25 protein-coding genes and 2 tRNA genes are annotated in these 25,760 nt (G+C 67.5%); 14 read left to right on the forward strand and 13 right to left on the reverse strand.

Annotation, left to right across the window (positions count from 1 at the left end; all coding sequences use genetic code 11):
* The first annotated feature begins 29 nt into the window (after window positions 1-29).
* From moeB to ACTHN1_RS14265, 4 genes are all read left to right on the forward strand, one after another.
* Window positions 30-1,166: a molybdopterin-synthase adenylyltransferase MoeB gene (moeB, locus tag ACTHN1_RS14250; RefSeq protein ID WP_440471592.1), complete on the forward strand. Its 1,137-nt coding sequence runs from the start codon at window positions 30-32 to the stop codon at window positions 1,164-1,166.
* A 156-nt stretch (window positions 1,167-1,322) separates the two neighbouring features.
* The gene (locus tag ACTHN1_RS14255) at window positions 1,323-1,574 is read left to right on the forward strand and encodes a hypothetical protein (RefSeq protein WP_440471593.1); all 252 of its coding nucleotides are present in this window, start codon (window positions 1,323-1,325) and stop codon (window positions 1,572-1,574) included.
* Window positions 1,575-1,593: 19 nt separating this feature from the next.
* Entirely contained in the window at window positions 1,594-2,802 is a 1,209-nt protein-coding gene (locus ACTHN1_RS14260; protein WP_440471594.1) for a low temperature requirement protein A, read from the forward strand.
* A gap of 70 nt (window positions 2,803-2,872) precedes the next feature.
* Window positions 2,873-4,711 carry a monovalent cation:proton antiporter-2 (CPA2) family protein gene (locus ACTHN1_RS14265; protein WP_440471595.1) on the forward strand — a complete coding sequence of 613 codons (1,839 nt, stop codon included), beginning with the start codon at window positions 2,873-2,875 and terminating at the stop codon, window positions 4,709-4,711.
* A 4-nt stretch (window positions 4,712-4,715) separates the two neighbouring features.
* On the opposite strand, the gene ACTHN1_RS14270 is transcribed toward ACTHN1_RS14265, so the two are convergent.
* Complete coding sequence (locus ACTHN1_RS14270; RefSeq protein ID WP_440471596.1) at window positions 4,716-5,534, reverse strand: alpha/beta hydrolase; 819 nt, start codon at window positions 5,532-5,534, stop codon at window positions 4,716-4,718.
* Complete coding sequence (locus tag ACTHN1_RS14275; protein ID WP_440471597.1) at window positions 5,527-5,823, reverse strand: DUF1244 domain-containing protein; 297 nt, start codon at window positions 5,821-5,823, stop codon at window positions 5,527-5,529. The genes ACTHN1_RS14270 and ACTHN1_RS14275 overlap by 8 nt, the downstream gene beginning before the upstream one ends.
* Before the next feature lie 104 nt (window positions 5,824-5,927).
* On the opposite strand from ACTHN1_RS14275, the gene folD reads away from it, so the two are divergent.
* The 4 genes from folD to ACTHN1_RS14295 all read left to right on the forward strand — a co-directional run bounded on the left by folD (window position 5,928) and on the right by ACTHN1_RS14295 (window position 10,561).
* Window positions 5,928-6,794: a bifunctional methylenetetrahydrofolate dehydrogenase/methenyltetrahydrofolate cyclohydrolase FolD gene (gene folD, locus ACTHN1_RS14280; RefSeq protein ID WP_440471598.1), complete on the forward strand. Its 867-nt coding sequence runs from the start codon at window positions 5,928-5,930 to the stop codon at window positions 6,792-6,794.
* Between the two features lie 85 nt (window positions 6,795-6,879).
* Window positions 6,880-8,337 carry an IMP dehydrogenase gene (guaB, locus tag ACTHN1_RS14285; protein WP_440471599.1) on the forward strand — a complete coding sequence of 486 codons (1,458 nt, stop codon included), beginning with the start codon at window positions 6,880-6,882 and terminating at the stop codon, window positions 8,335-8,337.
* An 89-nt stretch (window positions 8,338-8,426) separates the two neighbouring features.
* Entirely contained in the window at window positions 8,427-9,992 is a 1,566-nt protein-coding gene (guaA, locus tag ACTHN1_RS14290) for a glutamine-hydrolyzing GMP synthase (protein WP_440471600.1), read from the forward strand.
* 140 nt (window positions 9,993-10,132) lie between these two features.
* Window positions 10,133-10,561 carry a YciI family protein gene (locus ACTHN1_RS14295; protein WP_440471601.1) on the forward strand — a complete coding sequence of 143 codons (429 nt, stop codon included), beginning with the start codon at window positions 10,133-10,135 and terminating at the stop codon, window positions 10,559-10,561.
* Window positions 10,562-10,686: 125 nt separating this feature from the next.
* Here the strand turns inward: ACTHN1_RS14295 and ACTHN1_RS14300 are convergent, their stop codons facing one another.
* The 6 genes from ACTHN1_RS14300 to ACTHN1_RS14325 form a co-directional block, all read right to left on the reverse strand.
* Window positions 10,687-11,325, reverse strand: coding sequence for a response regulator transcription factor (locus tag ACTHN1_RS14300; protein WP_440471602.1), 639 nt, complete (start codon window positions 11,323-11,325; stop codon window positions 10,687-10,689).
* Window positions 11,322-12,377, reverse strand: a complete 1,056-nt coding sequence (locus tag ACTHN1_RS14305) for a sensor histidine kinase (RefSeq protein WP_440471603.1) — start codon at window positions 12,375-12,377, stop codon at window positions 11,322-11,324. Before ACTHN1_RS14305 ends, ACTHN1_RS14300 begins: the two co-directional genes overlap by 4 nt.
* Window positions 12,378-12,474: 97 nt before the next feature.
* Window positions 12,475-13,212: an MgtC/SapB family protein gene (locus tag ACTHN1_RS14310; RefSeq protein WP_440471604.1), complete on the reverse strand. Its 738-nt coding sequence runs from the start codon at window positions 13,210-13,212 to the stop codon at window positions 12,475-12,477.
* A gap of 32 nt (window positions 13,213-13,244) precedes the next feature.
* Entirely contained in the window at window positions 13,245-16,004 is a 2,760-nt protein-coding gene (gene mgtA / locus ACTHN1_RS14315) for a magnesium-translocating P-type ATPase (RefSeq protein WP_440471605.1), read from the reverse strand.
* Between the two features lie 54 nt (window positions 16,005-16,058).
* Window positions 16,059-16,361 carry a hypothetical protein gene (locus ACTHN1_RS14320; RefSeq protein ID WP_440471606.1) on the reverse strand — a complete coding sequence of 101 codons (303 nt, stop codon included), beginning with the start codon at window positions 16,359-16,361 and terminating at the stop codon, window positions 16,059-16,061.
* Window positions 16,358-16,645 carry a hypothetical protein gene (locus tag ACTHN1_RS14325; protein ID WP_440471607.1) on the reverse strand — a complete coding sequence of 96 codons (288 nt, stop codon included), beginning with the start codon at window positions 16,643-16,645 and terminating at the stop codon, window positions 16,358-16,360. The genes ACTHN1_RS14320 and ACTHN1_RS14325 overlap by 4 nt, the downstream gene beginning before the upstream one ends.
* A 429-nt stretch (window positions 16,646-17,074) precedes the next feature.
* Here ACTHN1_RS14325 and tadA point away from each other — a divergent pair, with 429 nt between their 5' ends.
* Complete coding sequence (gene tadA, locus ACTHN1_RS14330; protein ID WP_440471608.1) at window positions 17,075-17,554, forward strand: tRNA adenosine(34) deaminase TadA; 480 nt, start codon at window positions 17,075-17,077, stop codon at window positions 17,552-17,554.
* Window positions 17,555-17,611: 57 nt separating this feature from the next.
* Here the strand turns inward: tadA and ACTHN1_RS14335 are convergent, their stop codons facing one another.
* Complete coding sequence (locus tag ACTHN1_RS14335) at window positions 17,612-18,064, reverse strand: DUF2721 domain-containing protein (protein WP_440471609.1); 453 nt, start codon at window positions 18,062-18,064, stop codon at window positions 17,612-17,614.
* Between the two features lie 93 nt (window positions 18,065-18,157).
* Here ACTHN1_RS14335 and orn point away from each other — a divergent pair, with 93 nt between their 5' ends.
* A complete protein-coding gene (gene orn / locus ACTHN1_RS14340; protein ID WP_440471610.1) occupies window positions 18,158-18,718 on the forward strand; it encodes an oligoribonuclease in 561 nt (186 codons plus the stop codon).
* A gap of 104 nt (window positions 18,719-18,822) precedes the next feature.
* On the opposite strand, the gene ACTHN1_RS14345 is transcribed toward orn, so the two are convergent.
* Both ACTHN1_RS14345 and ppsA read right to left on the reverse strand, forming a co-directional pair.
* Entirely contained in the window at window positions 18,823-19,773 is a 951-nt protein-coding gene (locus tag ACTHN1_RS14345; RefSeq protein ID WP_440471611.1) for a mechanosensitive ion channel family protein, read from the reverse strand.
* A 10-nt stretch (window positions 19,774-19,783) separates the two neighbouring features.
* On the reverse strand, window positions 19,784-22,156 hold the full coding sequence (ppsA, locus tag ACTHN1_RS14350) for a phosphoenolpyruvate synthase (protein ID WP_440471612.1): 2,373 nt from the start codon (window positions 22,154-22,156) through the stop codon (window positions 19,784-19,786).
* A 153-nt stretch (window positions 22,157-22,309) separates the two neighbouring features.
* Between ppsA and ppsR the strand changes: the two genes are divergently transcribed.
* Window positions 22,310-23,125 carry a posphoenolpyruvate synthetase regulatory kinase/phosphorylase PpsR gene (ppsR, locus tag ACTHN1_RS14355; RefSeq protein ID WP_440471613.1) on the forward strand — a complete coding sequence of 272 codons (816 nt, stop codon included), beginning with the start codon at window positions 22,310-22,312 and terminating at the stop codon, window positions 23,123-23,125.
* Between the two features lie 118 nt (window positions 23,126-23,243).
* Window positions 23,244-23,732: a DUF1249 domain-containing protein gene (locus ACTHN1_RS14360; protein ID WP_440471614.1), complete on the forward strand. Its 489-nt coding sequence runs from the start codon at window positions 23,244-23,246 to the stop codon at window positions 23,730-23,732.
* A 162-nt stretch (window positions 23,733-23,894) separates the two neighbouring features.
* Here ACTHN1_RS14360 and ACTHN1_RS14365 read toward each other — a convergent pair.
* Window positions 23,895-23,970: transfer RNA gene (locus ACTHN1_RS14365), tRNA-Glu, on the reverse strand.
* A gap of 58 nt (window positions 23,971-24,028) precedes the next feature.
* Window positions 24,029-24,104, reverse strand: a tRNA-Ala gene (locus ACTHN1_RS14370).
* 139 nt (window positions 24,105-24,243) lie between these two features.
* Here ACTHN1_RS14370 and ACTHN1_RS14375 point away from each other — a divergent pair.
* Window positions 24,244-24,984, forward strand: coding sequence for a beta-ketoacyl synthase chain length factor (locus ACTHN1_RS14375; RefSeq protein ID WP_440471615.1), 741 nt, complete (start codon window positions 24,244-24,246; stop codon window positions 24,982-24,984).
* Entirely contained in the window at window positions 24,977-25,744 is a 768-nt protein-coding gene (locus ACTHN1_RS14380) for a lysophospholipid acyltransferase family protein (protein WP_440471616.1), read from the forward strand. The genes ACTHN1_RS14375 and ACTHN1_RS14380 overlap by 8 nt, the downstream gene beginning before the upstream one ends.
* The last annotated feature ends 16 nt before the right edge of the window (window positions 25,745-25,760 follow it).

Consider the following 25,760-nt stretch of genomic DNA (forward strand, 5'->3'; position numbering starts at 1 on the left):
CGCCGGTCGAACTGCGCGATAATCCGCGCATGGACATCCGTGAAATCAGTCCGGCGCAGGTGCGCGAGCACCTCGCCCAAGGAGCCGTCTTCATCGACGTGCGCGAGGAACATGAACGGGTGGGCGGACAGGCCGAAGGCGCCATCGGACTCGCCAAGGCCGATCTGCTGGCCGACCCGTCCCGCCATCTTCCCGATCCGCAACGCGCCGTGGTGCTGATCTGCCAGCGCGGGGGCCGCTCCATGGATGCGGCCAGGGCCTTGCAGGCTGGCGGCTACACGCAACTGCTGTCGGTCGCCGGTGGTACCAGTCGCTGGATGGCGGACGGGCTGCCGATGGTGAAGCCGCAACTGGATGCGGAGGCCACCGATTTCTATGACCGCTATTCGCGTCATCTGCTATTGCCGGAAGTCGGCGTCGAAGGGCAGAAGAAGCTGCGCGCGGCGCGCGTGCTGATGATTGGCGCCGGCGGCCTGGGCTCGCCGGCGGGTTTCTATCTGGCCGCCGCCGGCATCGGTCACCTGCGCATCGCCGACGACGACATCATTGACCGCAGCAACCTGCAGCGGCAGATCCTGCATACCGACGCACGCATCGGTCAGCCCAAGGTCGATTCGGCCCAGGCCACGCTCAATGCGCTCAATCCCGGCACCCGCATCGAAGCGGTGAAGGAGCGGGTGACCTCGGCAAACGTGGAGCGGCTGCTGGAAGGCGTGGACGTGGTGCTCGACGGCGCGGACAACTTCCCGGTGCGCTATCTGCTCAACGATGCCTGCGTGAAGCTCGGCAAGCCGCTGGTGTACGGCGCAGTGCAGCGTTTCGAGGGACAGGTGAGCGTGTTCGACGCCGGCCGCCATCGGGGCCAGGCGCCGTGCTACCGCTGCCTGTTCCCGGAACCGCCGCCGCCGGAGTTCGCGCCAAATTGCGCGGAGGCCGGCGTGCTGGGAGTCCTGCCTGGGGTGGTGGGGCTGCTCCAGGCGACCGAGGTGATCAAGCTGCTGCTTGGCGCCGGCGAGCCGTTGACCGGGCGGCTGCTGCACTTCGACGCTCTCGGCATGCGCTTCCGCGAAACCCGGTTGCGCGCCGACCCGCATTGTCCGGTGTGCGCGCCGGGCGTGCCATTCCCCGGCTACATCGACTACGCCAGGTTCTGCGGCGTCGGTTGAACCGGCGCCATGCCGCCCCCGGGAGGCGCGTGAGGAAGGGTGATTCGAGGAGGCGTGACGCGCCTCCGGGCCTTCGGTTATGTTCGCTCCCAGGCTCCCGGGGCAATGGGCGGGCGCTGATGCAATGACGGTAGTTCCCGACGCGGAGGGTATCGGATGCGCACGTTGATCCTGATCGTACTGGGCTTGTTGCTGGCCGCGGCGGCCATGCATTTCGCGCCCGTCGCGCGCCGCGGCGCGTGGGCAGGCGGTTTCGCCGTCGCCTGGCTTGGCGTGGTGGCCTGGAATCTCCGCACCGGCCTCTCGCATGGCTATTCGTTGTCGGAGGAACTGCCCATCCAGTTGCTCATCTACGCGCTGCCGGTCGCGCTGGCGGTGGGCTGGTGGCTGCGCACCCGCCCGCACTGACGCCCCGGGATCGGCATCCATGAAAGAAGCTTCCACGCAACACTCCTCGTGGCTGCGTTCACGGGGCCAGCGCGACAGCGGCAAGGTCTCGATGACCGAACTGTTCTTCGATCTGGTCTTCGTGTTCGCGGTGACCCAACTGTCGCATACGCTGCTGGCGCATCTGGGGCTGGCCGGTTTCCTGCAGACATCGGTGCTGTTCCTGGCCATCTGGTGGCTGTGGATCTTCACCTCCTGGTGCACCAACTGGCTGGATCCGGACACCACCGCGGTGCGCGTCCTGCTGTTCGCGCTGATGCTGGGCGGGCTGGTGGTGTCATCGTCGATTCCGAAGGCGTTCGGCGAGGGGGGACTGGTCTTCGGCACCCTGTTCGCAGCCATGCAGGTCGGGCGGTCGCTGTTCATGGTCCGCGCATTCCGCGGCCATCCGGAACAGCGCGACAACTTCCTGCGGATCGCGCTATGGCTGTTGCTGTCCGGTGCGTTCTGGTTTGCCGGAGGCATGGTGGAAGGTCAGCAGCGGCTGATCTGCTGGCTCATCGCCCTGGCCATCGAGTACGTGGCGCCGGCGCTGTATTTCCGGGTGCCGGGTCTGGGCCGGTCGCGGACCAGCGACTGGGACGTGGACGGAGCGCATCTGGCCGAGCGGTGCATGCTGTTCGTGATTATCGCGCTGGGTGAATCCTTGCTGGTCACCGGCGCGACCTTCGCCGGCTTGGCCTGGACACCGGTCACCGTGACGGCGTTCCTGGCCGCCTTCCTGGGCAGCGTGGCGATGTGGTGGGTGTACTTCGACTCGGGCGCGGAACACGGCAGCCATCGCATCGCGCATTCGGAGGATCCCGGACGCCTGGCGCGGGTGGCCTACACCTATGCGCACCTGCTGATTGTGGCGGGCATCATTGTCTGCGCCGTGGCCGACGAACTGGTGCTGGTGCACCCGGATCACGCCACGCCGGTCGGCGTGGTCGCGATCCTCGGTGGCCCGGCGCTCTACCTGATCGGCAACGCGCTGTTCAAATGGATCATCTGGGACCGCCGTTTCCCGCCGCTCTCGCATCTGGCGGGCCTGGCGGCGCTCGCGTCGATGGTTGGCTGGGCGGCGTTGGCCCATCCTTCGGCGCTCGCGCTGGGCATCGGCACGACCCTGGTGATGGTCGGGGTGGCCGTCTGGGAAACGCGGGCGCTGCGCCGGGGCAGGGCGCCGGCACCCGGCGCCGGCGCCTGATACGGGTGCTCCGGAAAGTGGCGGCGTAATCCGGGCGTCGGATCGCGGCCGGTGACGCTAGACTGACGGCATGTCCGTTGAATCCACCACCAGCGACCTGGTCAAGGTCGTCGCCCTGCTGGGCGCGGCTGTCGTCGCCGTGCCGATCTTCCGCCGCCTCGGCCTCGGCTCCGTACTCGGCTATCTTGCCGCCGGCCTGCTGATCGGGCCGTTCGGGCTGGGCTGGTTTTCCGATGCGCAGGCCATCCTCCATGTGGCCGAGCTGGGCGTGGTGATGTTCCTGTTCGTGATCGGACTGGAGATGCGGCCTTCGCACCTGTGGAGCCTGCGCGGCGAGATCTTCGGGCTGGGGACGCTGCAGATCCTGGCCTGCGCGGCCGCCCTGACCGGTGTGGGCCTGGCGTTCGGCTATTCACTGCCCGTCTCGTTCATCGGCGCGATGGGCTTCGTGCTGACTTCCACCGCGGTGGTCATGCAGTTGCTGGGCGAGCGTGGCGACATCGCGCTGCCGCGCGGGCAGCGGATCGTCTCCATCCTGTTGTTCGAGGACCTGCTGATCGTCCCGCTGCTGGCGGTGGTCGCGCTGATGTCGCCGGACGTGGCCGCGCGCGGCGGCGAGTCGCGCTGGATCGGCATCGGCATCGCCGCGGCGTCGGTGGCCGGACTAGTCGCGGCGGGCATCTGGCTGCTCAATCCGCTGTTCCGGATCCTGGCCGCGGCGCGCGCGCGCGAGGTGATGACCGCGGCCGCGCTGCTGGTGGTGCTGGGCGCGGCGTTGCTGATGCAACTGGGCGGCCTGTCGATGGCGATGGGCGCCTTCCTGGCCGGCGTGCTGCTGTCCGAATCCACCTTCCGCCACCAGATCGAAGCGGACATCGAACCCTTCCGCGGGATCCTGCTCGGCCTGTTCTTCCTGGGCGTGGGCATGGCCCTGGACCTGGGCGTGGTGTGGGGCCATTGGCCGCTGATCCTGAGCGCGGTACTGGCGATGATGCTGGTGAAGGCCATCGCCATCTACGTGGTCGCGCGGCTGACCCGGACCTGCCACGCCGAGGCGCTGGACCGGGCGGTGGTGATGGCGCAGGGCGGCGAGTTCGCATTCGTGCTGTTCGGCGCGGCGGCGGCGGCCCACGTCATCAATGCGGAGATCGCCGCCAACCTCACCGCGATCGTGGTGCTGTCGATGGCGCTGACTCCATTGTTCGCCACCCTGTTCCGTCGCTTCGCGCCCAAGACCCAGGCCAACCTGGAGGGCGTGGACAAGGCCGAGGGGCTGAGCGGCAGCGTGCTGATCATCGGCTTCGGCCGTTTCGGTCAGGTGATGAGCCAGTCGCTGCTGGCGCGTGACGTGGACGTGACCATCATCGACAACGACATCGAGATGATCCGCAGCGCCGAGGAATTCGGCTTCAAGATCTACTACGGTGACGGCACCCGCCTGGATGTGCTGCATGCGTCGGGCGCGGACAGCGCGCGCGCCATCGCGGTGTGCATCGACAAGCGGGAATCGGCCAGCCGGATCGTCGAACTGGCCAGACAGGAGTTCCCGCAGGCGAAACTGCTGGTGCGGTCCTTCGATCGCGAGCACTCGCTGGCGCTGGTCGCCGCCGGAGTCGATTTCCAGATTCGCGAAACCTTCGAATCGGCGGTGGAATTCGGCCAGGCCGCGCTGATCCAGTTGGGCGTGCCGGAAGACGCAGCCGCCAGCATCGCCGCGGAAGTGCGCCGCCTGGACGCGGAACGGTTCGAACTGGAACTCGCCGCCGGCGACGTGCGCGCCGGCATTCCGCTGCTGCGCGGCAACCAGCCGTTCAAGCCGACGCCGACGCCATTCACGCCGCCGCGCCGCGAGGCCAGGGCGCTCAACGACGAAGCCGCCGAGGTCATCGGCGAAGAAGAAGAGGAATGACGGCTCAGCGGGGACGGGGCACGTCGGTGTCCGCCCGCAGGAACGCCGCCATCGCCGACCAGTAGCGCGGCGACAGCGAGAGATCGTCGTGGCCGGCTTCCGGGAAGGCGACGACTTGCGGCGGTGTCGATGCGGCGGCGATCAGGCGATCGGTGTTGCGGGGCGGCACCACGCGGTCGCGTCCCGCGCGCAGGACCAGCCATTCGCCACGATGGGCGGGCAGGGAGCGTGCCGAGTCGTAGCGATCACGCAGCAGCCAGCGCACCGGCAGCCAGGGATAGTGGGTGGCCGCGACGTCGGACAGGCTGTCGAATGGCGTGACCAGGACCAGGCGATCGACCGGGCGCCGGGCGGCGACCTGCACCGCGACACCGCTGCCCAGGCTGCGACCGACGACCGCGATGCGGCCCCGTGGATGGCGCCTGCGGACTTCGTCGTACAGGGCCAGGGCGTCGGCGACCAGCGCGGCTTCGCCCGGTTCCCCCGGATTGGGGCCGTATCCCCGGTAGGGCAGCAGATAGACCGTCCAGTCCGGCAGGCTGCGGTCGAAGTCGGCGGCGTTGTCATGCACGCGCTCGGCATTGCCGCCGAAGTAGATCAGCGCGTCCCGTTGACCCGGATGCAATTGCCAGCCACGCAGCGCGAGGCCGTCGCGATCGAGCGCGAAGTCGGTGTCGGGGGCACCGGTCCGCGTGGCCTGCGGGAAGTAGATGAAGTGGCGCTGCTGCACGTACATGCCCGCGCACAGCGCCAGCCACAGTAGCAAGGGCAGGGCGGCGAGGGCCAGCCACGGCCACATGCGCCGCCCGCGCGCCTCAGCCATGCCGCTTCTGCGCGGCCTCGAAGGCGGCCAGTTGTTCGGGCGTGGCCGGCAATTGGTGGCGGGCCTTCCACTCGGAGAAGGGCATGCCGTAGATGTGCTCGCGGGCCTGTTCCTTGTCCAGCGGCACGCCCTGTTCGATGGCGGCGTCGCGGTACCAGTCGGCCAGGCAGTTGCGGCAGAAGCCGGCCAGGATCATCAGGTCGATGTTCTGCACGTCCGGGCGTTGCTCGTTCAGGTGCTGGAGCAGGCGGCGGAAGGCGGCGGCTTCGAGGGCGGTGGTGTCGTTCATGGGGAGACCGTCGGTGGCGTCCCGGAAATGGCGCATCCACACAGGATTGCCGGAATCGGGGACAATGGCGGGACTTTACACCGCTCCGCTCCCCTCAGATCCCGATGACTGCCCGAATCCTGGACGGCCGCCGCGTTGCCGAAAATCTGCTCGACGAACTCAAGGCGCGGGTCGACGCGCGCCTGGCCGCGGGTGGGGACCGGCCGGGGCTGGCAGTGGTGCTGGTGGGCGGCGACCCCGCGTCCACGGTGTACGTGCGCAACAAGCGCCGGGCGGCGGAGAAGGTCGGCATCCACGCCTACGACTACGATCTGCCGGAAGGCACCGGCGAGGCGCAACTGCTGGATCTCATCGATCGGCTGAACGCGGATCCGAAGATTCACGGCATCCTGGTGCAGCTGCCGCTGCCGGGCATTCCTGACGCCAGCCGGTTGATCGAGCGGATCGACCCGCGCAAGGATGTGGACGGTTTCCATCCGGCCAACGTCGGCCATCTGGCCCTGCGCCAGTTCGGCCTGCGCCCCTGCACGCCACGCGGCATCACCACGCTGCTGGCCTACACGGATCGGCCGGTACGGGGCCAGAACGCCACCATCGTGGGCGTCAGCAACCATGTCGGCCGGCCGATGGCGCTGGAACTGCTGATCGCCGGCTGCACGGTGACCAGTTGCCACAAGTTCACCCCCGCCGACGTGCTGGAGGCGCGGGTCCGCGACGCCGACATCCTGGTGGTGGCGGTGGGGCGTCCCGGGCTGATCCCGGGCGCCTGGGTCAAGCCCGGCGCGGTGGTCATCGACGTCGGCATCAACCGCCTGGACGATGGCCGGCTGGTCGGCGACGTGGGGTTCGACGAGGCCGCCGAACGCGCCAGCTGGATCACGCCGGTGCCGGGCGGGGTGGGGCCGATGACCGTGGCCACGTTGATGCAGAACACCCTGGAAGCCGCGGAAGCCGCATTGGCGGCACGCTGAATTCCGCCGTGAATTCAGCCGGCCGCTGACATTCGGGGCCGTAACGGGCTACAATATCGCGCTTCCCCACACTCCGGGTCCGCCGATGCTGCGCATCCAGGCTGAAGCACTGACTTACGACGACGTCTCGCTCGTCCCCGCCCACTCCGTCGTCCTGCCGAAAGACGTCAGCCTGGAGACGCGCCTCACGCGCGACCTCCGCCTGAACCTGCCGATTGTCTCGGCCGCCATGGATACCGTCACCGAAGCCCGCCTGGCCATCGCGATGGCGCAGATGGGCGGCATCGGCATCATCCACAAGAACCTGACCGTCGAACAGCAGGCCGCCGAAGTGGCCAAGGTCAAGAAGTTCGAGGCTGGCGTCATCAAGGAACCCTTCACGGTCGGGCCGGAAACGACGATCGCCGAAGTGCTGAAACTGACCCGCGCGCGCAACATCTCCGGCGTGCCGGTGGTCGACGGCGGCCAGCTGGTCGGCATCGTCACCAGCCGCGACATGCGCTTCGAGACCAAGCTCGACGATCCGGTCCGCCACATCATGACCAAGAAGGATCGCCTGATCACGGTGCGCGAAGGCGCCAGCGACGCCGAAGTCCTGCAGCTGCTGCACAAGCACCGGATCGAGAAGGTGCTGGTGGTCAATGATGGTTTCGAGCTGCGCGGCCTGATCACCGTCAAGGACATCCAGAAGAAGACCGACAACCCCAACGCCGCCAAGGACAGCGCCAGCCGCCTGGTCGTCGGTGCCGCGGTGGGCGTGGGCGGCGACACCGACCAGCGCGTGGAAGCGCTGGTGGCGGCCGGCGTGGACGTGGTCATCGTCGACACCGCGCATGGCCACTCGCAGGGCGTGCTGGATCGCGTGGCCTGGGTCAAGAAGCGCTTCCCGTCGCTGCAGGTCATCGGCGGCAACATCGTCACCGGCGATGCCGCGCTGGCGCTGATGGAAGCCGGTGCCGACGCGGTCAAGGTCGGCGTGGGCCCGGGCTCGATCTGCACTACCCGCATGGTGGCCGGCGTGGGCGTGCCGCAGATCACCGCGGTGGACATGGTGGCCGAGGCCTTGCAGGACCGCATCCCGCTGATCGCCGACGGTGGCATCCGTTACTCCGGCGACATCGGCAAGGCGATTGCCGCCGGTGCGTCGACCGTGATGATCGGCGGCCTGTTCGCCGGCACCGAGGAAGCGCCGGGCGAAGTCGAACTGTTCCAGGGCCGCAGCTACAAGAGCTATCGCGGCATGGGCAGCCTGGGCGCGATGGAAAAGGGTTCCAAGGATCGCTATTTCCAGGATGCCTCCGACGCCGACAAGCTGGTGCCGGAAGGCATCGAAGGCCGCGTGCCTTACCGCGGCCCGGTCGGCGGCATCATCCACCAGCTGGTGGGCGGCCTGCGCGCGACCATGGGCTACGTGGGCTGCGCGACCATCGCGGACATGCGCAGCAAGCCGAAGTTCGTGGTGATCACCGGCGCCGGCCAGCGCGAAAGCCACGTCCACGACGTGCAGATCACCAAGGAACCGCCGAACTACCGGATGGGGTGATCCATCCGGGAATGGGGAATCGGGAATCGGGAATCGATGCCCCCAGCATGGTCGCATCCATTCCCGATCCCACTCCGAATTCCGGCGCCATGACCGATCTGCACAGCGACAAAATTCTCATCCTCGATTTCGGCGCGCAGTACACCCAGCTGATCGCCCGCCGCATCCGCGAGATTGGCGTCTATTGCGAAATCTGGGCCTGGGATCATGATCCCGAGGAAATCGCGAAGTTCGGCGCCAAGGGCATCATTCTTTCCGGTGGTCCGGAATCCACCACGCTGCCAGGCGCGCCGAAGGCGCCGCAGCAGGTGTTCGATGCCGGCCTGCCGATTCTCGGCATCTGCTACGGCATGCAGACCCTGGCCGCGCAGCTGGGCGGCGCCACCGAAGCCGCCGACGCCCGCGAGTTCGGCCACGCCGAAGTCGAACTGGTGGCGCACGACGCGCTGCTCGGCGGCCTGACCGACCACGATGGCGATCCGCGCATCGATGTGTGGATGAGCCACGGCGATCATGTCGCCAAGGCGCCGCCGGGCTGGACCGTCACCGCCGTCACCGATCGCATCCCGGTCGCCGCCATGGCGCTGGAAGACAAGCGCTGGTACGGGGTGCAGTTCCATCCGGAAGTGACCCACACCAAGCAGGGCCAGACCCTGCTGCGCCGCTTTGTCGCCGAAATCTGCGGCTGCAAGACCCTGTGGACCGCCGCCAACATCATCGACGACCAGATTGCCCGCGTGCGCGAGCAGGTGGGCTCGGACGAGGTCATCCTCGGCCTGTCCGGCGGCGTGGACTCCTCGGTGGTCGCGGCGTTGCTGCACAAGGCGATTGGCGAGCAGCTGACCTGCGTGTTCGTCGACACCGGCCTGCTGCGGTGGCAGGAAGGCGACCAGGTGATGGCGATGTTCGCCGAGCACATGGGCGTCAGGATCGTGCGGGTCAACGCCGCCGAGCGTTATTTCAAGGCGCTGGAAGGCGTCAGCGATCCGGAAGCCAAGCGCAAGATCATCGGCAACCTGTTCGTCGAGATCTTCGAGGAAGAATCGAACAAGCTCAGCAACGCCAGGTGGCTGGCGCAGGGCACGATCTATCCGGACGTGATCGAGTCGGCGGGCAGCAAGACCGGCAAGGCCCACGTCATCAAGAGCCACCACAACGTCGGCGGCCTGCCCGAGCACATGAAGCTCGGCCTGGTCGAACCGCTGCGCGAGCTGTTCAAGGACGAAGTGCGCCGCCTCGGCGTCGAACTCGGCCTGCCGCGCACCATGGTCTACCGCCATCCGTTCCCGGGCCCCGGCCTGGGCGTGCGCATCCTGGGCGAGGTCAAGGCCGAGTACGCCGACCTGCTGGCCAAGGCCGACGCCATCTTCATCGAAGAACTGCGCAAGGCCGACTGGTACGACAAGGTCAGCCAGGCGTTCGCGGTGTTCCTGCCGGTCAAGTCGGTCGGCGTGGTTGGCGACGCCCGCGCCTACGAGTGGGTCATCGCGCTGCGCGCGGTGGAGACCATCGACTTCATGACCGCCCATTGGGCGCACCTGCCGTACGATCTGTTGGGCACGGTTTCCCACAGGATTATCAATGAGTTGCGCGGTGTTTCTCGTGTCGTTTATGACATCAGCGGGAAGCCACCGGCGACCATCGAGTGGGAATAAGAGGTTGTCTGAAAGAAGCTTTCTGAAACAACGGTTTGCCGGTTGTTGCTGAGAAGCTTTCGAGCGGCGTCGATTGCCGCTCCGCTGGCTCGTCGTCCAGATGAGACGCCAATGGGGCGGACTACATCAGGAGAATGACGATGCGCGTACTCGTGTTCGTGAAAGCCATCGAAGGTGGCGACAAGATCGGCGAGCCCACCCCCGAGGCGCTGGAAGCCTTTGCGGCAATGGATCGGTTCACCGAGGAATTGGTCCAGGCCGGCATCTTCGTGGCCGCCGCCGGCCTCAAGAACAATGGCGAAGCCAAGCGACTGAGCTATGACGGCTCCCGTCTGACCGTCACCGACGGGCCGTTCGCCGAGACCAAGGAGCTGATCGCCGGCTTCTCGATCTGGGAGGTCAAGGACATCGACGAGGCCATGGCCTGGGCCAGGCGCGCGCCGATGTCGGGCCCGAGCGAGATCGAAATCCGGCCGTTCTACGAGGCGGCGGATCTGGCCGAATTCGTGAGCCCCGAGGAACTCGCGACACCCCGTGAGGGAGAGCGCGGGAAACTCGGCGTGGCCTGACGGGGATTCCTTCTCCGCTTGCGGGGGAAGGTGCCGAAGGCGGGTGGACCAGGCGGACAGGCTTCCGGAAAAAAGTCCGCCTCATCGCGTGCAGGGGCAAAGTCGGCCCGGCGAGCCGGATGATGTCAGGACGCCTGCAAGCGGTCATACATCCGCACCAGGTCAACCAGCGTCTTGGCCTGCATCTTGCGCATCACCTGGGCACGGCGAACCTTCACGGTGATCTCGCTGACGCCCAGGTCCGCAGCGATCTGTTTGTTGAGGCGGCCGCGCACCACGCCCTGGACCACCGCCTGCTCGCCTGGATTGAGTGATGTCCAGCGCCCGCGCAGTTCATCGATGGCGCCTTCTTCCCTGCGACGTTCACGGTCCTGTTCGATGCCCCGCTGGATGGCGTCCAGCAGTTCCTGGTCGCGGAAGGGCTTGGTGAGGAACTCGATCGCGCCGTTCTTCATGGCTTCCACGCCCATCGCGATGTCGCCATGACCGGTGATGAAGATCACCGGCCATGAGATCCCCAGTTCGCCCATCTGCCGATGGAAGTCCATGCCGCTCCGACCGGGCATGCGCACGTCCAGGATCAGGCAGCCGGGCGCGTCCTGGCCTGGCGCGGCGAGGAACTCGGCGACCGAGCCGAAGGCCTGGACCCGCAGGCCGACCGAGGCCAGCAGGTCCTCCAGCGCGGCGCGCACGGAACGGTCGTCGTCGATCAGCCGGACGAGCGGCGCGGGTTCGACGGGCGCGGGCGGGCGGCGTGGGTTCATGCGGTTGTGTCCGGCGCGGCAGGCAGTTCGAACTGGAAGCGCGCGCCGCCTTCGGCGCGGTTGCCGGCCTGGATCCGGCCGCCATTGGCTTCGACGATGCTGCGGCTGATGCTCAGGCCCAATCCGAGGCCCTCGGCCTTGGTGGTCCAGAATGCCTCGAAGAGGCGCTCGACCATCGCGGACGGCAGACCGTGGCCGGTGTCAGCGACGTCGACCCGCACCCGACCCGCGTCGCCGCGCGACGTCGCCAGGTGCAGCTTGCGCGCCCCGACGGGAACGTCGGACATCGCTTCCATCGCGTTCAGCACCAGATTGCCGAGCACCTGCTGGATCTGCACGCGATCGGCGAACACCGGTGGCAGGTCGTCCTCCAGGTCGAGAACGACGGCGACCTCGTGGCGTTCCAGTTCCGCGCGCGACAGCGAGAGGACCTCCTCGATGGCGGGATTGATCGCGAAGGCCTGCGGCTGCAGCGATTGTCCCCGGGTCATGCCCCGGATGCGGACGATCACCTCGCTCGCACGCAGGGCGTCGTCCAGCATGCGGGCGACGGCCTGCTGCGCCTTGTCCACGTTGGGTGGCGCCTGCGCCAGCCAGCGCTGGCAGGCGTTGCCGCTGGTGACGATGGCGGCCAATGGCTGGTTGACCTCGTGGGCGATGGAAGCGGTCAGTTCGCCTAGGGTGGAGGCGCGCGCCACCCGCAACAGGCGGGCCTGCGCTTCCTGCGCGGCTGCCCGCGCGGCCTCCATCTTCAAGGCGAGATAGGTGGTCACGACGATGGTGACGATGCCGATGGCCGAATTGATCAGCCCCACCCGATAGCTGCCGAAACCGGTCAGGGCGAAGCTGAGGATGGTCAAGCCGATGCAGGCGCCGGCCAGCAGCACGAGCTGGCGGGCCGAAAGCCGATGCGCGACCGCCAGGATGACCACGGTATAGAAGCCGGCCGCCGCCACCGCGTAGTCGGTGGAGGTGTCGGCGACGAAGATGGCGGCCATGATCGCCAGCGCGATGGCGATGCTCAGGCCGAGGCGGGAGGAGGGCGCTCGCATGTACCTGGGGTGTGGATTCCCGGAGGCCGCGCCGCAGGCGCTGCCGGCAGCGCAGGATAGCACCGCCGTCGGCGCCGCGATGACCCGGGCTGGCAGTTCATTCCTCCGCGCTGGCGCTCCAGAACGCCTGCGACACGCCGGGCAGGCGTGAGATGACGGACATCACGGCATCCAGTTCGTCGGCCTCGACCGCGGTCGCGTACAGGACGGCTTCGAGTTCCACCTCGTCGGTGCCGAATGGCTGCGGCTCCAGCGAACGGATCGGATAGTGCGCGGCTTCCAGCAGTTCGGTGGTCCGTTGCAGCACTCCGGCCTGGGCCGCGCGCCGGCAGATGACGTGGATGGCATAGGTGGCCTCGCTGAATTCCTCCTGCAGCGGACGGCGGTTGATGCGATTGACCACCGGCCGCAGCACGGTGTTGGCGATGAGCACGAACAGGGCCGCCATCAGCGCTTCCGGCAGCAGCTTGGCGCCCGCGCAGGCCCCGACCGCGGCCGAACCCCACAGCGTGGCCGCGGTGTTGAGGCCGGACACCTGCGCGCCTTCCTTCATGATCGCGCCCGCGCCGAGGAAACCGATGCCGGAGATGACGTAGGCCACCACCTGCAGCGGACCCGGCGTGCCGCCATGCAGCGCATGGAAACGCACCGCCAGATCGACGAACACGGCCGCACCCACCGCCACCAGCGTATTGGTGCGCAGGCCGGCGGTACGTTGCCGCACCTGCCGCTCGAAGCCGATCACCGAGCCAAGCAGGAAAGCGGTGCCCAGGCTGATCAGCGAGCTCAGGGTGGCCCCCGGGTCGAACGGGGGCAGGTTCAGATCCAGATTCATGGGTCTTCCATGCGGACGCGGCGAGTGCCCGCTCATTGCCAGCCGAAGCGGCGGATGTAGAAACGCTTCAGCAGCGTGGTCAGGATCGCGTAGCCCAGCAGGATCGCGACCAGGAATGGCCAGTAGCCGGCAGGCAACGCCTGCAGCTTGAAGTAGCCGGCCAACGGACTCATGGGCAGCAGCACGCCGACGAGCATGATCACGCCGGTCATCACCAGCAGCGCCGGCGCCGCCAGGCTCTGCACGAACGGCAGGCGCGGCGTGCGGATCATGTGCACGATCAGGGTCTGGGTGAGCAGGCCGACCACGAACCAGCCGGACTGGAACAGGCCCTGTTCGGCCACGGTGTCGGCGCCGAACACGTACCACATGATCGCGAAGCAGCTGATATCGAAGATCGAGCTGATCGGGCCGAAGAACACCATGAAGCGGCCGATGTCCGCCGGGTTCCATTGCAACGGCCGCCGCACCAGTTCCTCGTCCACGTTGTCGAAGGGAATGGCGATCTGCGACACGTCGTACAGCAGGTTCTGCACCAGCAACTGCAGCGGCAGCATCGGCAGGAACGGCAGGAAGGCCGAGGCCACCAGCACCGAGAACACATTGCCGAAGTTGGAACTGGCGGTCATGCGGATGTACTTGAGCATGTTGCAGAAGGTCCGGCGCCCTTGGATCACGCCTTCCTCCAGCACCATCAGACTCTTCTCCAGCAGGATGATGTCGGCGGCCTCCTTGGCGATGTCGACCGCGCCGTCCACGCTGATGCCGATGTCGGCCGCGCGCAGGGCGGGGGCATCGTTGATGCCGTCGCCGAGGAAGCCCACCACCTTGCCCTGGCCGCGCAGCGCCCGCACCAGCCGCTCCTTGTGCATCGGCGTGAGCCGCGCGAACACGCGGTAGCGCTGGATCGCCGCGGCCAGCGCCGCGTCGGTCATCCGATCCAGCTGCGGGCCGGTGATCACCGCATCGCCTTCCAGGCCGACCTGCGAGCACACCCGCGCGGCGACCAGTTCGTTGTCGCCGGTCAGCACCTTCACTTCGACGCCATGGTCGGCGAGCGCACGCAGCGCCGGCGCGGCCGATTCCTTGGGCGGATCCAGGAAAGCGACATAGCCGACCAGGATCAGGTCGCTTTCGTCGGCCACGGCGTACGCATCGCGCGCGGCTGGCGTTTCCTTCATCGCCACGGCGACGACACGCAGGCCTTCCTCGTTGAGTTCCTGGGTGACCCGGCGGACCCGCGCCAGCATCCGCGCATCCAGCGGCACCACGGTTTCGCCGTCACGTACCTGGGTGCAGACCGCCAGCATCTCCTCGACCGCGCCCTTGCAGATCAGCTCGTGGTGATCCTCGCGCTCGGACACCACCACCGACATCCGGCGGCGCTCGAAATCGAACGGGATCTCGTCGACCTTGCGATAGTCCTGGGCGAGCCGGAGTTCGGTCTGCAGTTCGACGTGTTCGAGCACCGCGCGATCCAGCAGGTTCTTCAGCCCGGTCTGGTAGTGGCTGTTGAGGTAGGCGAACTTGAGCACGTCCTCCGAATCGTGTCCGAATACGTCGGTATGCCGCTCCAGCGCAATCCGATCCTGGGTCAGGGTGCCGGTCTTGTCGGTGCACAGCACGTCCATCGCGCCGAAGTTCTGGATCGCGTCCAGGCGCTTGACGATGACCTTGCGGCGCGCCAGCAGCACCGCGCCCTTGGCCAGGGTGGAGGTGACGATCATCGGCAGCATTTCCGGGGTCAGCCCGACCGCGACCGACAGCGCGAACAGGAATGCTTCCATCCAGTCGCCCTTGGTCACGCTGTTGATCAGCAGCACGAACGGCACCATCACCAGGGCGAACCGGATCAGCAGCCAGCTGACGCTGTTGACGCCGGCCTGGAACGCGGTGGGCGTGTGATCGCTGGCGGTGACCCGGTGCGCGACCGCGCCGAAGCAGGTGTCCTGGCCGGTCGCCACCACCAGCGCGGTGGCGGTGCCGGAAACGACATTCGTGCCCATGAACAGCAGGTTCGGCTGCGCCGGCAGATCGCCGTCGCCGGGGCGGCATTCGGCGAACTTCTCCACCGGCAACGATTCGCCGGTCATCGCCGCCTGGGCGACGAACAGATCCTTGGCGGCCAGCACCCGGCAATCGGCCGGAATCATGTCGCCGGCCGACAGCACGATGTGATCGCCGGGGACCAGATCGCGGATCGGCACTTCCTGGTGGCTGGGCGCGCGCCGCGAATGCAACTGGGTGCCGAAATAGCGTTCGGCCACGTCGGCCGCCTCGGTGCCCAGATCGCGGCGGATGACGGTGGCGGTGTTGCCGACCAGTGCTTTCAACCGTTCCGCCGCGCGGTTGGAGCGGCCTTCCTGGACGAACCGGATCAGGGTGGACAGCAGCACCATGGTGCCGATGACCACGGTCGCCTTGGCATCCTCGGTGAGATAGGACACCGCCGCCAGCACGGTCAGCAGCAGGTTGAACGGATTGCGATAGCACTGCCACAGGTGGCGCCACCACGGCAGCGGCTTTTCGTGATCGACTTCGTTGGGACCGAAGCGGTCGCGGCGCGCATCGGCTTCGGTATCGCTCAGGCCATCCTCGTGTGATTCCAGCCGCGCCAGCGCGGCCGGCACGTCATCCTGCGCCGCCTGCAACAGCAGCCGCGAGGGCAAGGGCGTCGACACCCGCGCATCGCCACGCCCGAAGCCGGCTTCGGGCATCGCGCGGCGGCCGAACAGGCCGGCTGCGCGGCGGCTGCGCAGGAAGGTATCGAACCAGGTCTTGAGCAGGTTCATCGGGAAACTCCTGGAAAAGATGCGTCGCGCCGGCGGCGCGGCTTCGGGAACGGATCAGGCGAAAGGGGCGAACGAATCGGCGGTCGTGGGCACGACTTCCCAGCGCACCGTGCGCACGCCCGGGTGGCAGGACAGCAGGCGCACCAGCCGGGCCAGTTCGCGGCGGTTGTTCCCCGGGGCGTCGATGCCGAACACAAGGGCGTGTTCGCGCCGGTGCACGAACCTCAGGTGCAGCCCGCGCGCTCGCTGGACCCTGGCTTCGACGGTGTCGTTCCAGCCCTGCCGCAGGCGCAGGCTCAGGCGGAAGAAGTGGAAGTTCGCCGAAGCGACCGAGGTCTGGAGCGGATGCGTCTTCATGGACGCTCACCGCCGGATCGCGGCGCCAGGACGGGCGCGGTGTGGACGGAGCGGCACAACGGCCGGACCTGGGCCCGCGCCGACGCCGGCAGGTGCGGGAAAACGCGGATCCGGCCCTGCAACGGCAGCAGCGACAACGCGTCGGCGGAGACGCGCGAGGAGCAGACGGACAGCGCACCCGCGAACGCGGCCGCGCCATGCTGCTGGTAGAGGCGACGGAGGGTGGCGACGTCGCGCGCGTGCAGCGCGCCACGCAGGGCGGGATAGAGGGAAGTACGGATCATGGGAACCTCCGGGGGACGCCCGTGAGGTCCCCGCGGTCAGGCGTGGGAAACCCTCGGCGAGGGCGCCGGGTGGCGACGAATCGGCAGGTGCGGGGACGCGGCGAAGCGCCCGTGTGGGTCGGGATCCATGGAGAGTCTCCGGCTGCGCGCGAACGCGCGGAAATCGAGGTGGTGTGCGTCCGCGCGATCACGCCGTCGATGGGCGCTGATGCGCGGTGGGGAAATTATCCGGAGCGCGTCCGGGCGTGCCTAGGCTGCCGTGGTCTGCTCCGGTTATACGTAGGTATATCGATGGGAACGCGGGCGTGGCGCCGACAGCGATCCGCGGAGGCTCGTCGGGCCGGAACAGAGATGACGGGTCGCCGCATTGACGTTCGCGTGCCGCATCGACCACGATGTGGCACCTGCCGCGCGACGTTCCCGCCTTCAATGCCCACGCCCGACGACGACATCCGCTGGATGCAGCACGCGCTCGCGCTGGCCGAGCGGGCGGAGCGCGAGGATGACGAGATTCCGGTCGGCGCGGTGCTGGTGGACGCCGATGGCCGGGTGCTTGGCGAAGGCTGGAATCGCAATCTGGCCGAACACGATCCCAGTGCGCACGCCGAAATCGTCGCGATGCGGCGGGCAGGGCAGGCATTGGGCAACCACCGGCTGATCGGCACCACGTTGTACGTGACGCTGGAACCCTGCGCGATGTGCGCGATGGCGATGGTGCATGCGCGGGTCGCGCGGGTGGTCTACGGCGCCGCCGATCCGAAGACCGGCGCCTGTGGCAGCGTGTTCGACCTGCTGGCCGACCCGCGCCACAACCATCGCATCGAGGTGCACGGCGGAGTGCTGGGGGAAGAAGCCGGTCGCCGCCTGACCAATTACTTCCGCGCCAAGCGCGGTCGCCCGCTCATCTAGCGGAATACGCGCCGCTACGCGCGCTCGCGGGCGCCGGGGACCGGCGCGAGCCGACGCCTACCGCCGCTTGACGTGGCGGTGGTCCATTTCCTCGTTGATGGCGGTCACCGCCAGGGTCGATTCACGCGCCAGCAACAGGCTGGCGGCGAGCATCGCCAGGACCCCGACCGCGGCCAGCCAGGTGGGCAGGCCGCCCAGCCGGTGGTCGACGAAGGTGTCCACCGCCACCGCCAGGCTGGTGCCGACGAAGCAGCTGATGGCCGCGTACAGCAGCTGGCCGGCGCGCAGGATGATCAGGCTGCGCCGGCGTTGCAGCCGGATGCGCATCTCGTACAGCTGGCGTTCGTGCTCGTCCTCGATGTCGACCAGTTCGCGCAGGAGGGTGCGGGCGCGGTCGATGATCCGGGCCAGGCGGTTGTTGGCGGACAACAGCAGGGAGGCGGTGGCGGTCAGGAAGAACGCGGGCGCCAGCATCGCGGTCAGGACGGCGTAATGCGCGAAATTGTTCATGGGCCGGTGGTGGTGGGCGTCTGCGTTATGATGACATCACGCGGATTTCCCGCAACGCGCCGGGATCCCGGCCTTTTTCCAACGGACAGGTGCATGGCAGCCAACAACGCGAACAACGACCGACTCATCTGGATCGACCTGGAAATGACCGGGTTGGATACGGGCCGGGATTCCATCCTGGAAATCGCCACGGTGGTCACCGATTCGCAGTTGAACGTGCTGGTCGAGGGGCCGGAGCTGGCCATCGCCCATCCGCTGGAGGCGCTGGAGGCCATGGACGACTGGAACCGCAACCAGCACCGCAAGTCCGGGCTGTGGCAGCGGGTCCTGGACAGCCAGGTCGGCCTGGGCCAGGCCGAGGCGATGACCGTGGCGTTCCTGACAGAGTGGGTACCGCCGAACGCGTCCCCCATGTGCGGCAATTCCATCTGCCAGGACCGCCGCTTCCTGCACCGCCTGATGCCGCGGCTGGAAAAATACTTCCATTACCGCAACCTGGACGTCAGCACCCTGAAGGAACTGGCCCGCCGCTGGGCGCCGCCGGTGCTGGAAGGCGTCCGCAAGCAGGCCGCGCACACCGCGCTCAGTGACGTGCGCGACTCGATCGAAGAACTGCGCCACTACCGCAGGCACCTGGCCCAACTGGCCGGCTGAGGCGACGACGGCTTCCTGGTGGAAGCGACGTCGGTCGCGACCCGTCCAACCCTCCGGTCCGTTGCCTCTCGCGACCGACGTCGCTGCCACGGGAACGGGGCAGGTCAGGGCGCGGGTGTCGGCGGCGGCGGCGCGACGTCGCCATCGTCGGCGACGGCGCGGGTGATGAGCTGGGTCAGCGGGGTGCCGTCGGCATTGTGGTGGTAGACGTGCAGGTCGCGCTGCGGATACGGGATGTTGAGCCCGTGGCCGATGATGTCGGTGCGCACCGCTTCGGTCAGCTGGCTGCGGGCCTCGCCGAAGTCCTTGGTCTTCACCCAGGCCTGCAGGGTCAGGTCGACGCTGCTTTCGCTCAGTTTGCTCACCATGACCGCTGGCGCGGGATCGGCCAGCACCAGCGGATTGGCACGGGCCAGCGCGAGCAGCACTTCCTTGGCCTGCTTCAGGTCGTCGTCGTAGCCCACCCCGACCAGGATGTCGACGCGGCGGCGCGGCTTGGCGGTGAAATTGATGATCGGCGCGGTGGTGATCATGCTGTTGGGCAGCACGATCAGGCGGTTGTCGAAGGTGCGCAGGCGGGTCTGGAAGATGCGCACTTCCTCGATCACGCCCTCCAGGCCGGCGGCCTGCACGTGGTCGCCGTCGCGGAACGGGCGCAACACGATCAGCATCACACCCGAGGCGATGTTGGACAGCGAGTCCTTCAGGGCCAGGCCCACCGCCAGGCCGGCGGCGCCGACCACCGCCAGCACCGAGGTGGTTGGCACGCCGATCTTCTGCAGCGCGGCGATCAGCACCACCACCATCATCACCGCGTAGCAGACATTGCGCAGGAAGCCGGCGAGGGTGGCTTCGACGCCACCTCGGGTCAGGGCGCGGTACACGATCCGGCTGATCCATTTGGACAGCCAGTAGCCCACCAGCACGATGGCGGCGGCGATGGCCCAGTTGGCGAGCACCGCCCCCCAGTCGATCGAACTCCAGTCGAACGCGCGGGAGGCGGAGGGTGTGGACGCCGCGGGGGGCGTCTTGGTCGGAAGGGTGATCAGGGCCATGCGGCCCGGATTATGACGCTTTTCGCTTTGCCAGACGCAGCCAGGTATCGACCACGGTGTCCGGATTCAGCGACACCGACTCGATGCCTTCCTGCATCAGCCATTCGGCCAGGTCCGGATGGTCGGACGGCCCCTGGCCGCAGATGCCGACGTACTTGCCCTTGGCGCGCGCCGTCTGGATCGCCATCGACAGCAGTTTCTTGACCGCCGGATTCCGCTCGTCGAACAGGTTGGCGACGATGCTGGAGTCGCGATCCAGGCCCAGGGTCAGCTGGGTCAGGTCGTTGGAGCCGATCGAGAAGCCGTCGAAGATGTCCAGGAACTCGTCGGCCAGCAGGGCATTCGAGGGAACCTCGCACATCATGATGATCTTGAGTCCGTTCTCGCCCTGCTTCAGGCCATGGCGGGCCAGCACCTCGACCACCTTGCGGCCTTCTTCCAGGGTGCGCACGAACGGAATCATCACCCACAGGTTGTCCAGGCCCATGTCGTCGCGGACCTTGCGCACAGCGCGGCATTCCAGCGCGAACGCAGGTTCGAACGAGGGATCGACATAGCGGCTGGCGCCGCGGAAGCCGATCATCGGGTTCTCTTCGTGCGGTTCGTAGCGGGTGCCGCCGATCAGGTTGGCGTACTCGTTGGACTTGAAATCCGACAGGCGCACGATGACCGGGTTCGGCGCGACCGAGGCGGTGATGGTGGCGATGCCCTCGGCCAGGCGGTCGACGTAGAAGCTGACGGGGTCGGCGTAGCCGGCCATCTTGGCGTCGATCTTGCGGCGGGTGTCCAGGTCCTGGCGGTCGTATTCCAGCAGCGCCAGCGGGTGCACGCCGATGTGGCTGGCGATGATCATTTCCAGGCGGGCCAGGCCGATGCCGGCGTTGGGCAACTGGCCGAAGTCGAACGCGCGCTCCGGGTTGGCCACGTTCATCATGATCTTCAGCGGCGCCGGCGGCATGTTGTCCAGGTCGGTCGTGGTGCGCTCGAAGGGCAGGGCGCCGTCATAGATGAAACCGGTGTCGCCCTCGGCGCAGCTGACCGTTACTTCGACGCCGTCGGCGATGCTGTCCAGCGCGTTGCCGGTGCCGACCACCGCCGGCACGCCGAGTTCGCGGGCGATGATCGCCGCGTGACAGGTGCGGCCGCCGCGGTTGGTGACGATGGCCGAGGCACGCTTCATCACCGGTTCCCAATCCGGGTCGGTCATGTCGGCGACCAGCACGTCGCCGGGCTGCACGCGGTTCATGTCGTCCAGCGAGCGCACCACGCGGGCCACGCCGCTGCCGATCTTCTGGCCGATGGCGCGGCCCTCGGCGATGACGGTGCCGCGCTTTTCAAGCGCATAGCGCTCGATCTGGGTGGCCTTGGCGCGCGACTTCACCGTTTCCGGGCGCGCCTGCACGATGAACAGCTTGCCGCTGACGCCGTCCTTGGCCCACTCGATGTCCATCGGGCGGCCGTAATGCTTTTCGATGACCAGCGCCTGCTTGGACAGCTCCTGCACGTCGGCGTCGCTGATCGAGAACTTGCCGCGCAGGTCCGCCGGCGTGTCCTCGTTGCGCACGCGCTCGCCCGGCCGGTCCGAATACACCATCCGGATCTGCTTGCTGCCCAGGGCGCGGCGCAGGATCGCCGGCTTGCCCTGCGCGAGCGTCGGCTTGTAGACGTAGAACTCGTCGGGGTTGACCGCGCCCTGCACGACGTTCTCGCCCAGGCCATAGCTGGCGGTCACGAACACCACGTCGCGGAAACCGGATTCGGTGTCCAGGGTGAACAGCACGCCGGAGGCGCCCACGTCCGAACGCACCATCAGCTGCACGCCGGCGGACAGGAACACGTCCTCGTGCTTGAAGCCGTGGTGCACGCGGTAGGCGATGGCGCGATCGTTGTACAGGGACGCGAAGACTTCCTTCACCTTGTGGACCACGTCGTCCGCGCCGGTGACATTGAGGAAGGTTTCCTGCTGGCCGGCGAAGCTGGCATCGGGCAGATCCTCGGCGGTGGCCGAGGAACGCACCGCCACCGCGACTTCACCGCCGCCGTTTTCCGCGCACAGCTGCGCGTAAGCGGAGCGGATGTCCTGGTCCAGGTCCGGTTGCAGAGGCGCGTCGATGACCCAGCCGCGGATCTCGCGGCCGGCGGCGGTCAGCGCCGGCACGTCCTCGACGTCGAGGGTGGCGAGCTTGTCGAAGATCCGCTTGGACAGATCGTTGTGGGCGATGAACGCCTTGAACGCCTCGGCCGTGGTCGCATAACCGCCGGGGACGGAGACGCCCAGGCCGGCCAGGTGGCCGATCATTTCGCCAAGCGAGGAGTTCTTGCCGCCGACGCGGGCAAGGTCGGACAGGCGCAACGCATGCAGCCAGAGGATGTTCTCGTTCAAGCGTTAAGCTCCAAAGCTGACCGTGCGCCGCGCCGAGACCACCGGCCGGGCCGTGTCCGTGGGGAAAGAGGCGATATGATGCTATGCAATACCAATTGCAGACAAGCTTGATCTGAAGGGGGTTTCGTGGTGAATCCGGAGCAGGGCGGCCTGGTGACCAGGCCGGTTTTCTATGTTTCCGACGGTACCGGCATCACCGCCGAAACCATCGGCCACAGCCTGCTGACCCAGTTCAGCGGCTTCCGCTTCCAGACCGACCGCATTTCCTTCGTCGATGACGAGGAAAAAGCCCGGGACGCGGCCGACCGCATCCGCCGGGCCGGAGTGGCGCTGGGCAGCCGGCCCATCGTGGTCAATTCCTGCGTGGATCCGGGCCTGAGCGTGTTGCTGGCCGAAAGCGGGGCGCTGATGCTGGACGTGTTCGCGCCGTTCATCGAGCCGCTGGAACGCGAACTGGGCACGCCGCGGCAATCGCGGGTGGGCCAGGCGCATGGCCTGGTGGATTTCGAGACCTACCATCGCCGCATCAACGCGATGAACTTCGCCCTGACCCATGACGATGGCATCGCGCTGGAATACGAGGAGGCCGACGTCATCCTGGTGGCGGTGTCGCGTGCCGGCAAGACACCGACCTGCGTGTACCTGGCGCTGCACTACGGCGTGCGCGCGGCCAACTATCCGTTGACGGATCAGGACCTGGAAACCGATCGCCTGCCGCCGCGCCTGCGTCCCTATCGCCGCAAGCTTTTCGGCCTGACCATCGACCCGGATCGTCTGCACCAGATCCGCCAGGAGCGGCGCCCCAATTCCCGTTATGCACAGATGGATACCTGCAAGCGCGAGGTCGCCGCGGCCGAGGCGATGTTCCAGGTGGAGCGCATTCCGACCCTGAGCACGACCAACAAGTCGATCGAGGAAATCTCCAGCAAGGTGCTGTCCACGCTGGGGCTGCAGCGCGAGATGTTCTGAGGCGGGGAGTTGGCCGGAAGCGGCCGGGAAATCCCGTGACGGGAAACCTTAACTTAGGCTTCCCGGGCGATGCCGTCAATGCTGCCGCGGGCGCCGGCCAGCGTGTAGCATCGGCCCCATGCAACCTCCCGCCACCGACCGCCAGGCCCGCATTCCCAAGCTCAGCCGCTTCGGCTGGCTGATGGCGCTGTATGCGGAAAACCACGCGCGGCTGATGCGCCTGTTCGCGCCGGATCACCTGACCGCCGGCACCTACCTGTCCTCGGTCGGCGACGGCCTGGACGTGCGCCTGGAAGTGATCGAGACCCACCGCTACACGGTCGAGTTGCGGCTCACCTACGATCTGCGCGATCCATTGACCGGCGAGCCGGATCCTTCCGCCTTCGTGCGCCTGTATCGCGACGCGCACCAGGCCGAGGCCACGCACTGCTACGTCGGCCGTCGCTGGCAGGACGTGATTGGCCTGTATCCGCCACCGGCGGAAGTGATCAGCCATCGCATGCGCATGAACACCTTCCTCGGCAAATGGCTGGAGTACCTGGCCGAGCAGGGGCACGGCGTGGCGACGCTGAAGGCCGTGGAAAACGCGGCGCTGGACGCGGCATAGCCTGCGTGCGCATCGCGGATTCGTGACGGAGCAGGCAGACAGGATCCGCAACCGCCCATGTATCGCCCGTAGCGCGAACGCCCCTGTAAATCCGCACACGCAAAGACAATCGCAAAAACAAACAGGGCCCGGTTTCCCGAGCCCTGTTTGCTTCAATCAAATTGGCGTCCCCACGGGGATTCGAACCCCGGTCGCCACCGTGAAAGGGTGATGTCCTAGGCCTCTAGACGATGGGGACGCGTTTGAAACTTTGCCGCCTGATTTTTTCTTTCCAGACGGCCTAATGCCTGGAAAGTTGGTGGAGCCAGCCGGGATCGAACCGGCGACCTCTTGCATGCCATGCAAGCGCTCTCCCAGCTGAGCTATGGCCCCACGCGGCGGGAGAAGCGAAATTGTAGGGAGAGCTTCGGCGACTTGCAAGCGTCTGTGAAAAAAAAATTTCACGGTGGCGGATTCGGGGCGCATCCGGTGGAATAGGGCGCTCGCAGAAACAACGGCGGTACGCAGCATCGTGAATATCCAGTTCACCATCGCCGAATGGGCCGCCTGGGCGCCCGGGCTGGAAACGGCCGAAGCCTGGCAGGCGTGGGCGCGACAGCCGTTCATTCCGGTGGGCGACGGCACCCCGGCATTGAGTGAAGTGCCGGCGATGCAGCGGCGGCGTATCGACCGCCTGGGCCGGATGGCCATCCAGACCGCCTATTGGTGCCAACGCGCGGAGGCCGAGGGCATTCCATTCGTGTTCGCCTCGCGGCATGGCGACGTGGCCTGTTCGGTCGAACTGCTGGAATCGCTGAGCCGGCAGGAAGGTCTTTCTCCGACCAGCTTCGGGCTGTCGGTCCACAACGCGATCGCCGCGCTGTATTCGATCGTGCGGGGAGAGCGCGGCAACTATCTGGCACTGGCCGCCGGCCGGGCCACGCCGGAAACGGCCCTGGTGGAGGCGGTCGGGCTGCTCGGAGATGGCGCGCCGGAGGTGCTGGTGGTGGTCTACGACGCCGCCTTGCCCGAGGTCTATGTCGATTTCAGGGACGAGCCGGATCCCTTCCACGCCTGGTGCTGGCGGGTCGCGCTCGCGGCGCGTGAAGGTGCCCGGATATCCCTGGGCTGCGGCGTAGCGGAGCAAGGCGAGCCCGAGTCCGTATCGGGGCTGCCCCACGGGCTGGACGTCCTGCGGTTCCTGCTGGCCGGCTCCGGGTCCCTGCGCCATCGCGTGGACGCCCAGCGCTGGGAGTGGCGCCACGGTGGGTGAACGCCTGAACCATCTCTGGCGGATATTCGGCACCGGCCTGAGTTTCCTGGCCTTCGGCCTCGGCGGGCTGGCCCTGCGACTGCTGGTGTTCCCACCCCTGCAATGGTGCGTGCGCGATCCGCTGCGCCGGCGGCGACTGGTCCGGCGGACGGTGCAGCGCAGCTTTGCCGCACATGTCGAACTGATGCGCCGGTTGGGCCTGCTGACCTACGAAATCCGCCATCGCGAACGCCTGCAGCGGGACGGGCTGCTGATCCTGGCCAACCATCCCACCCTGATCGACGTGGTGTTCCTGGTGTCGCTGCTGCCGAATGCCGATTGCGTGGTGAAGTCGGCGGTGGCCCGGAATCCGTTCATGCGGGGGCCGGTCCAGGCCGCGGGTTACGTATCCAACGACGACGGCGCCGGGCTGGTGGAGGATTGCATCGCGGCGGTGAAGGCGGGCGGCAACCTGGTGATCTTTCCGGAGGGTACGCGGACAGTCCGGGGGCAGCCGCCGAAGCTGCAGCGCGGGGCGGCCAACATCGCCGTCCGGGGCCGTCTGGACGTGACGCCGGTACGGTTGAGCTGTACGCCGATGACGCTGGGGAAAGGGGAGAAATGGTATCGTGTGCCCACGCGCCGATTCCATGTGGTGGTGGACGTTCAGGAAGACCTGCCAATCGCACGGTTCCTGGATGCCGCCGAACCCGGAACCGGAGGGGACGCGGCAGCCGCCAGGCGGCTCACCGACTATTTGACGAACCACCTTTTTGTTTGACGAACTTTTTCCGGAG

Origin of the sequence: Pseudoxanthomonas sp. (assembly GCF_051953815.1) — a bacterium.
Classification (GTDB): domain Bacteria; phylum Pseudomonadota; class Gammaproteobacteria; order Xanthomonadales; family Xanthomonadaceae; genus Pseudoxanthomonas_A.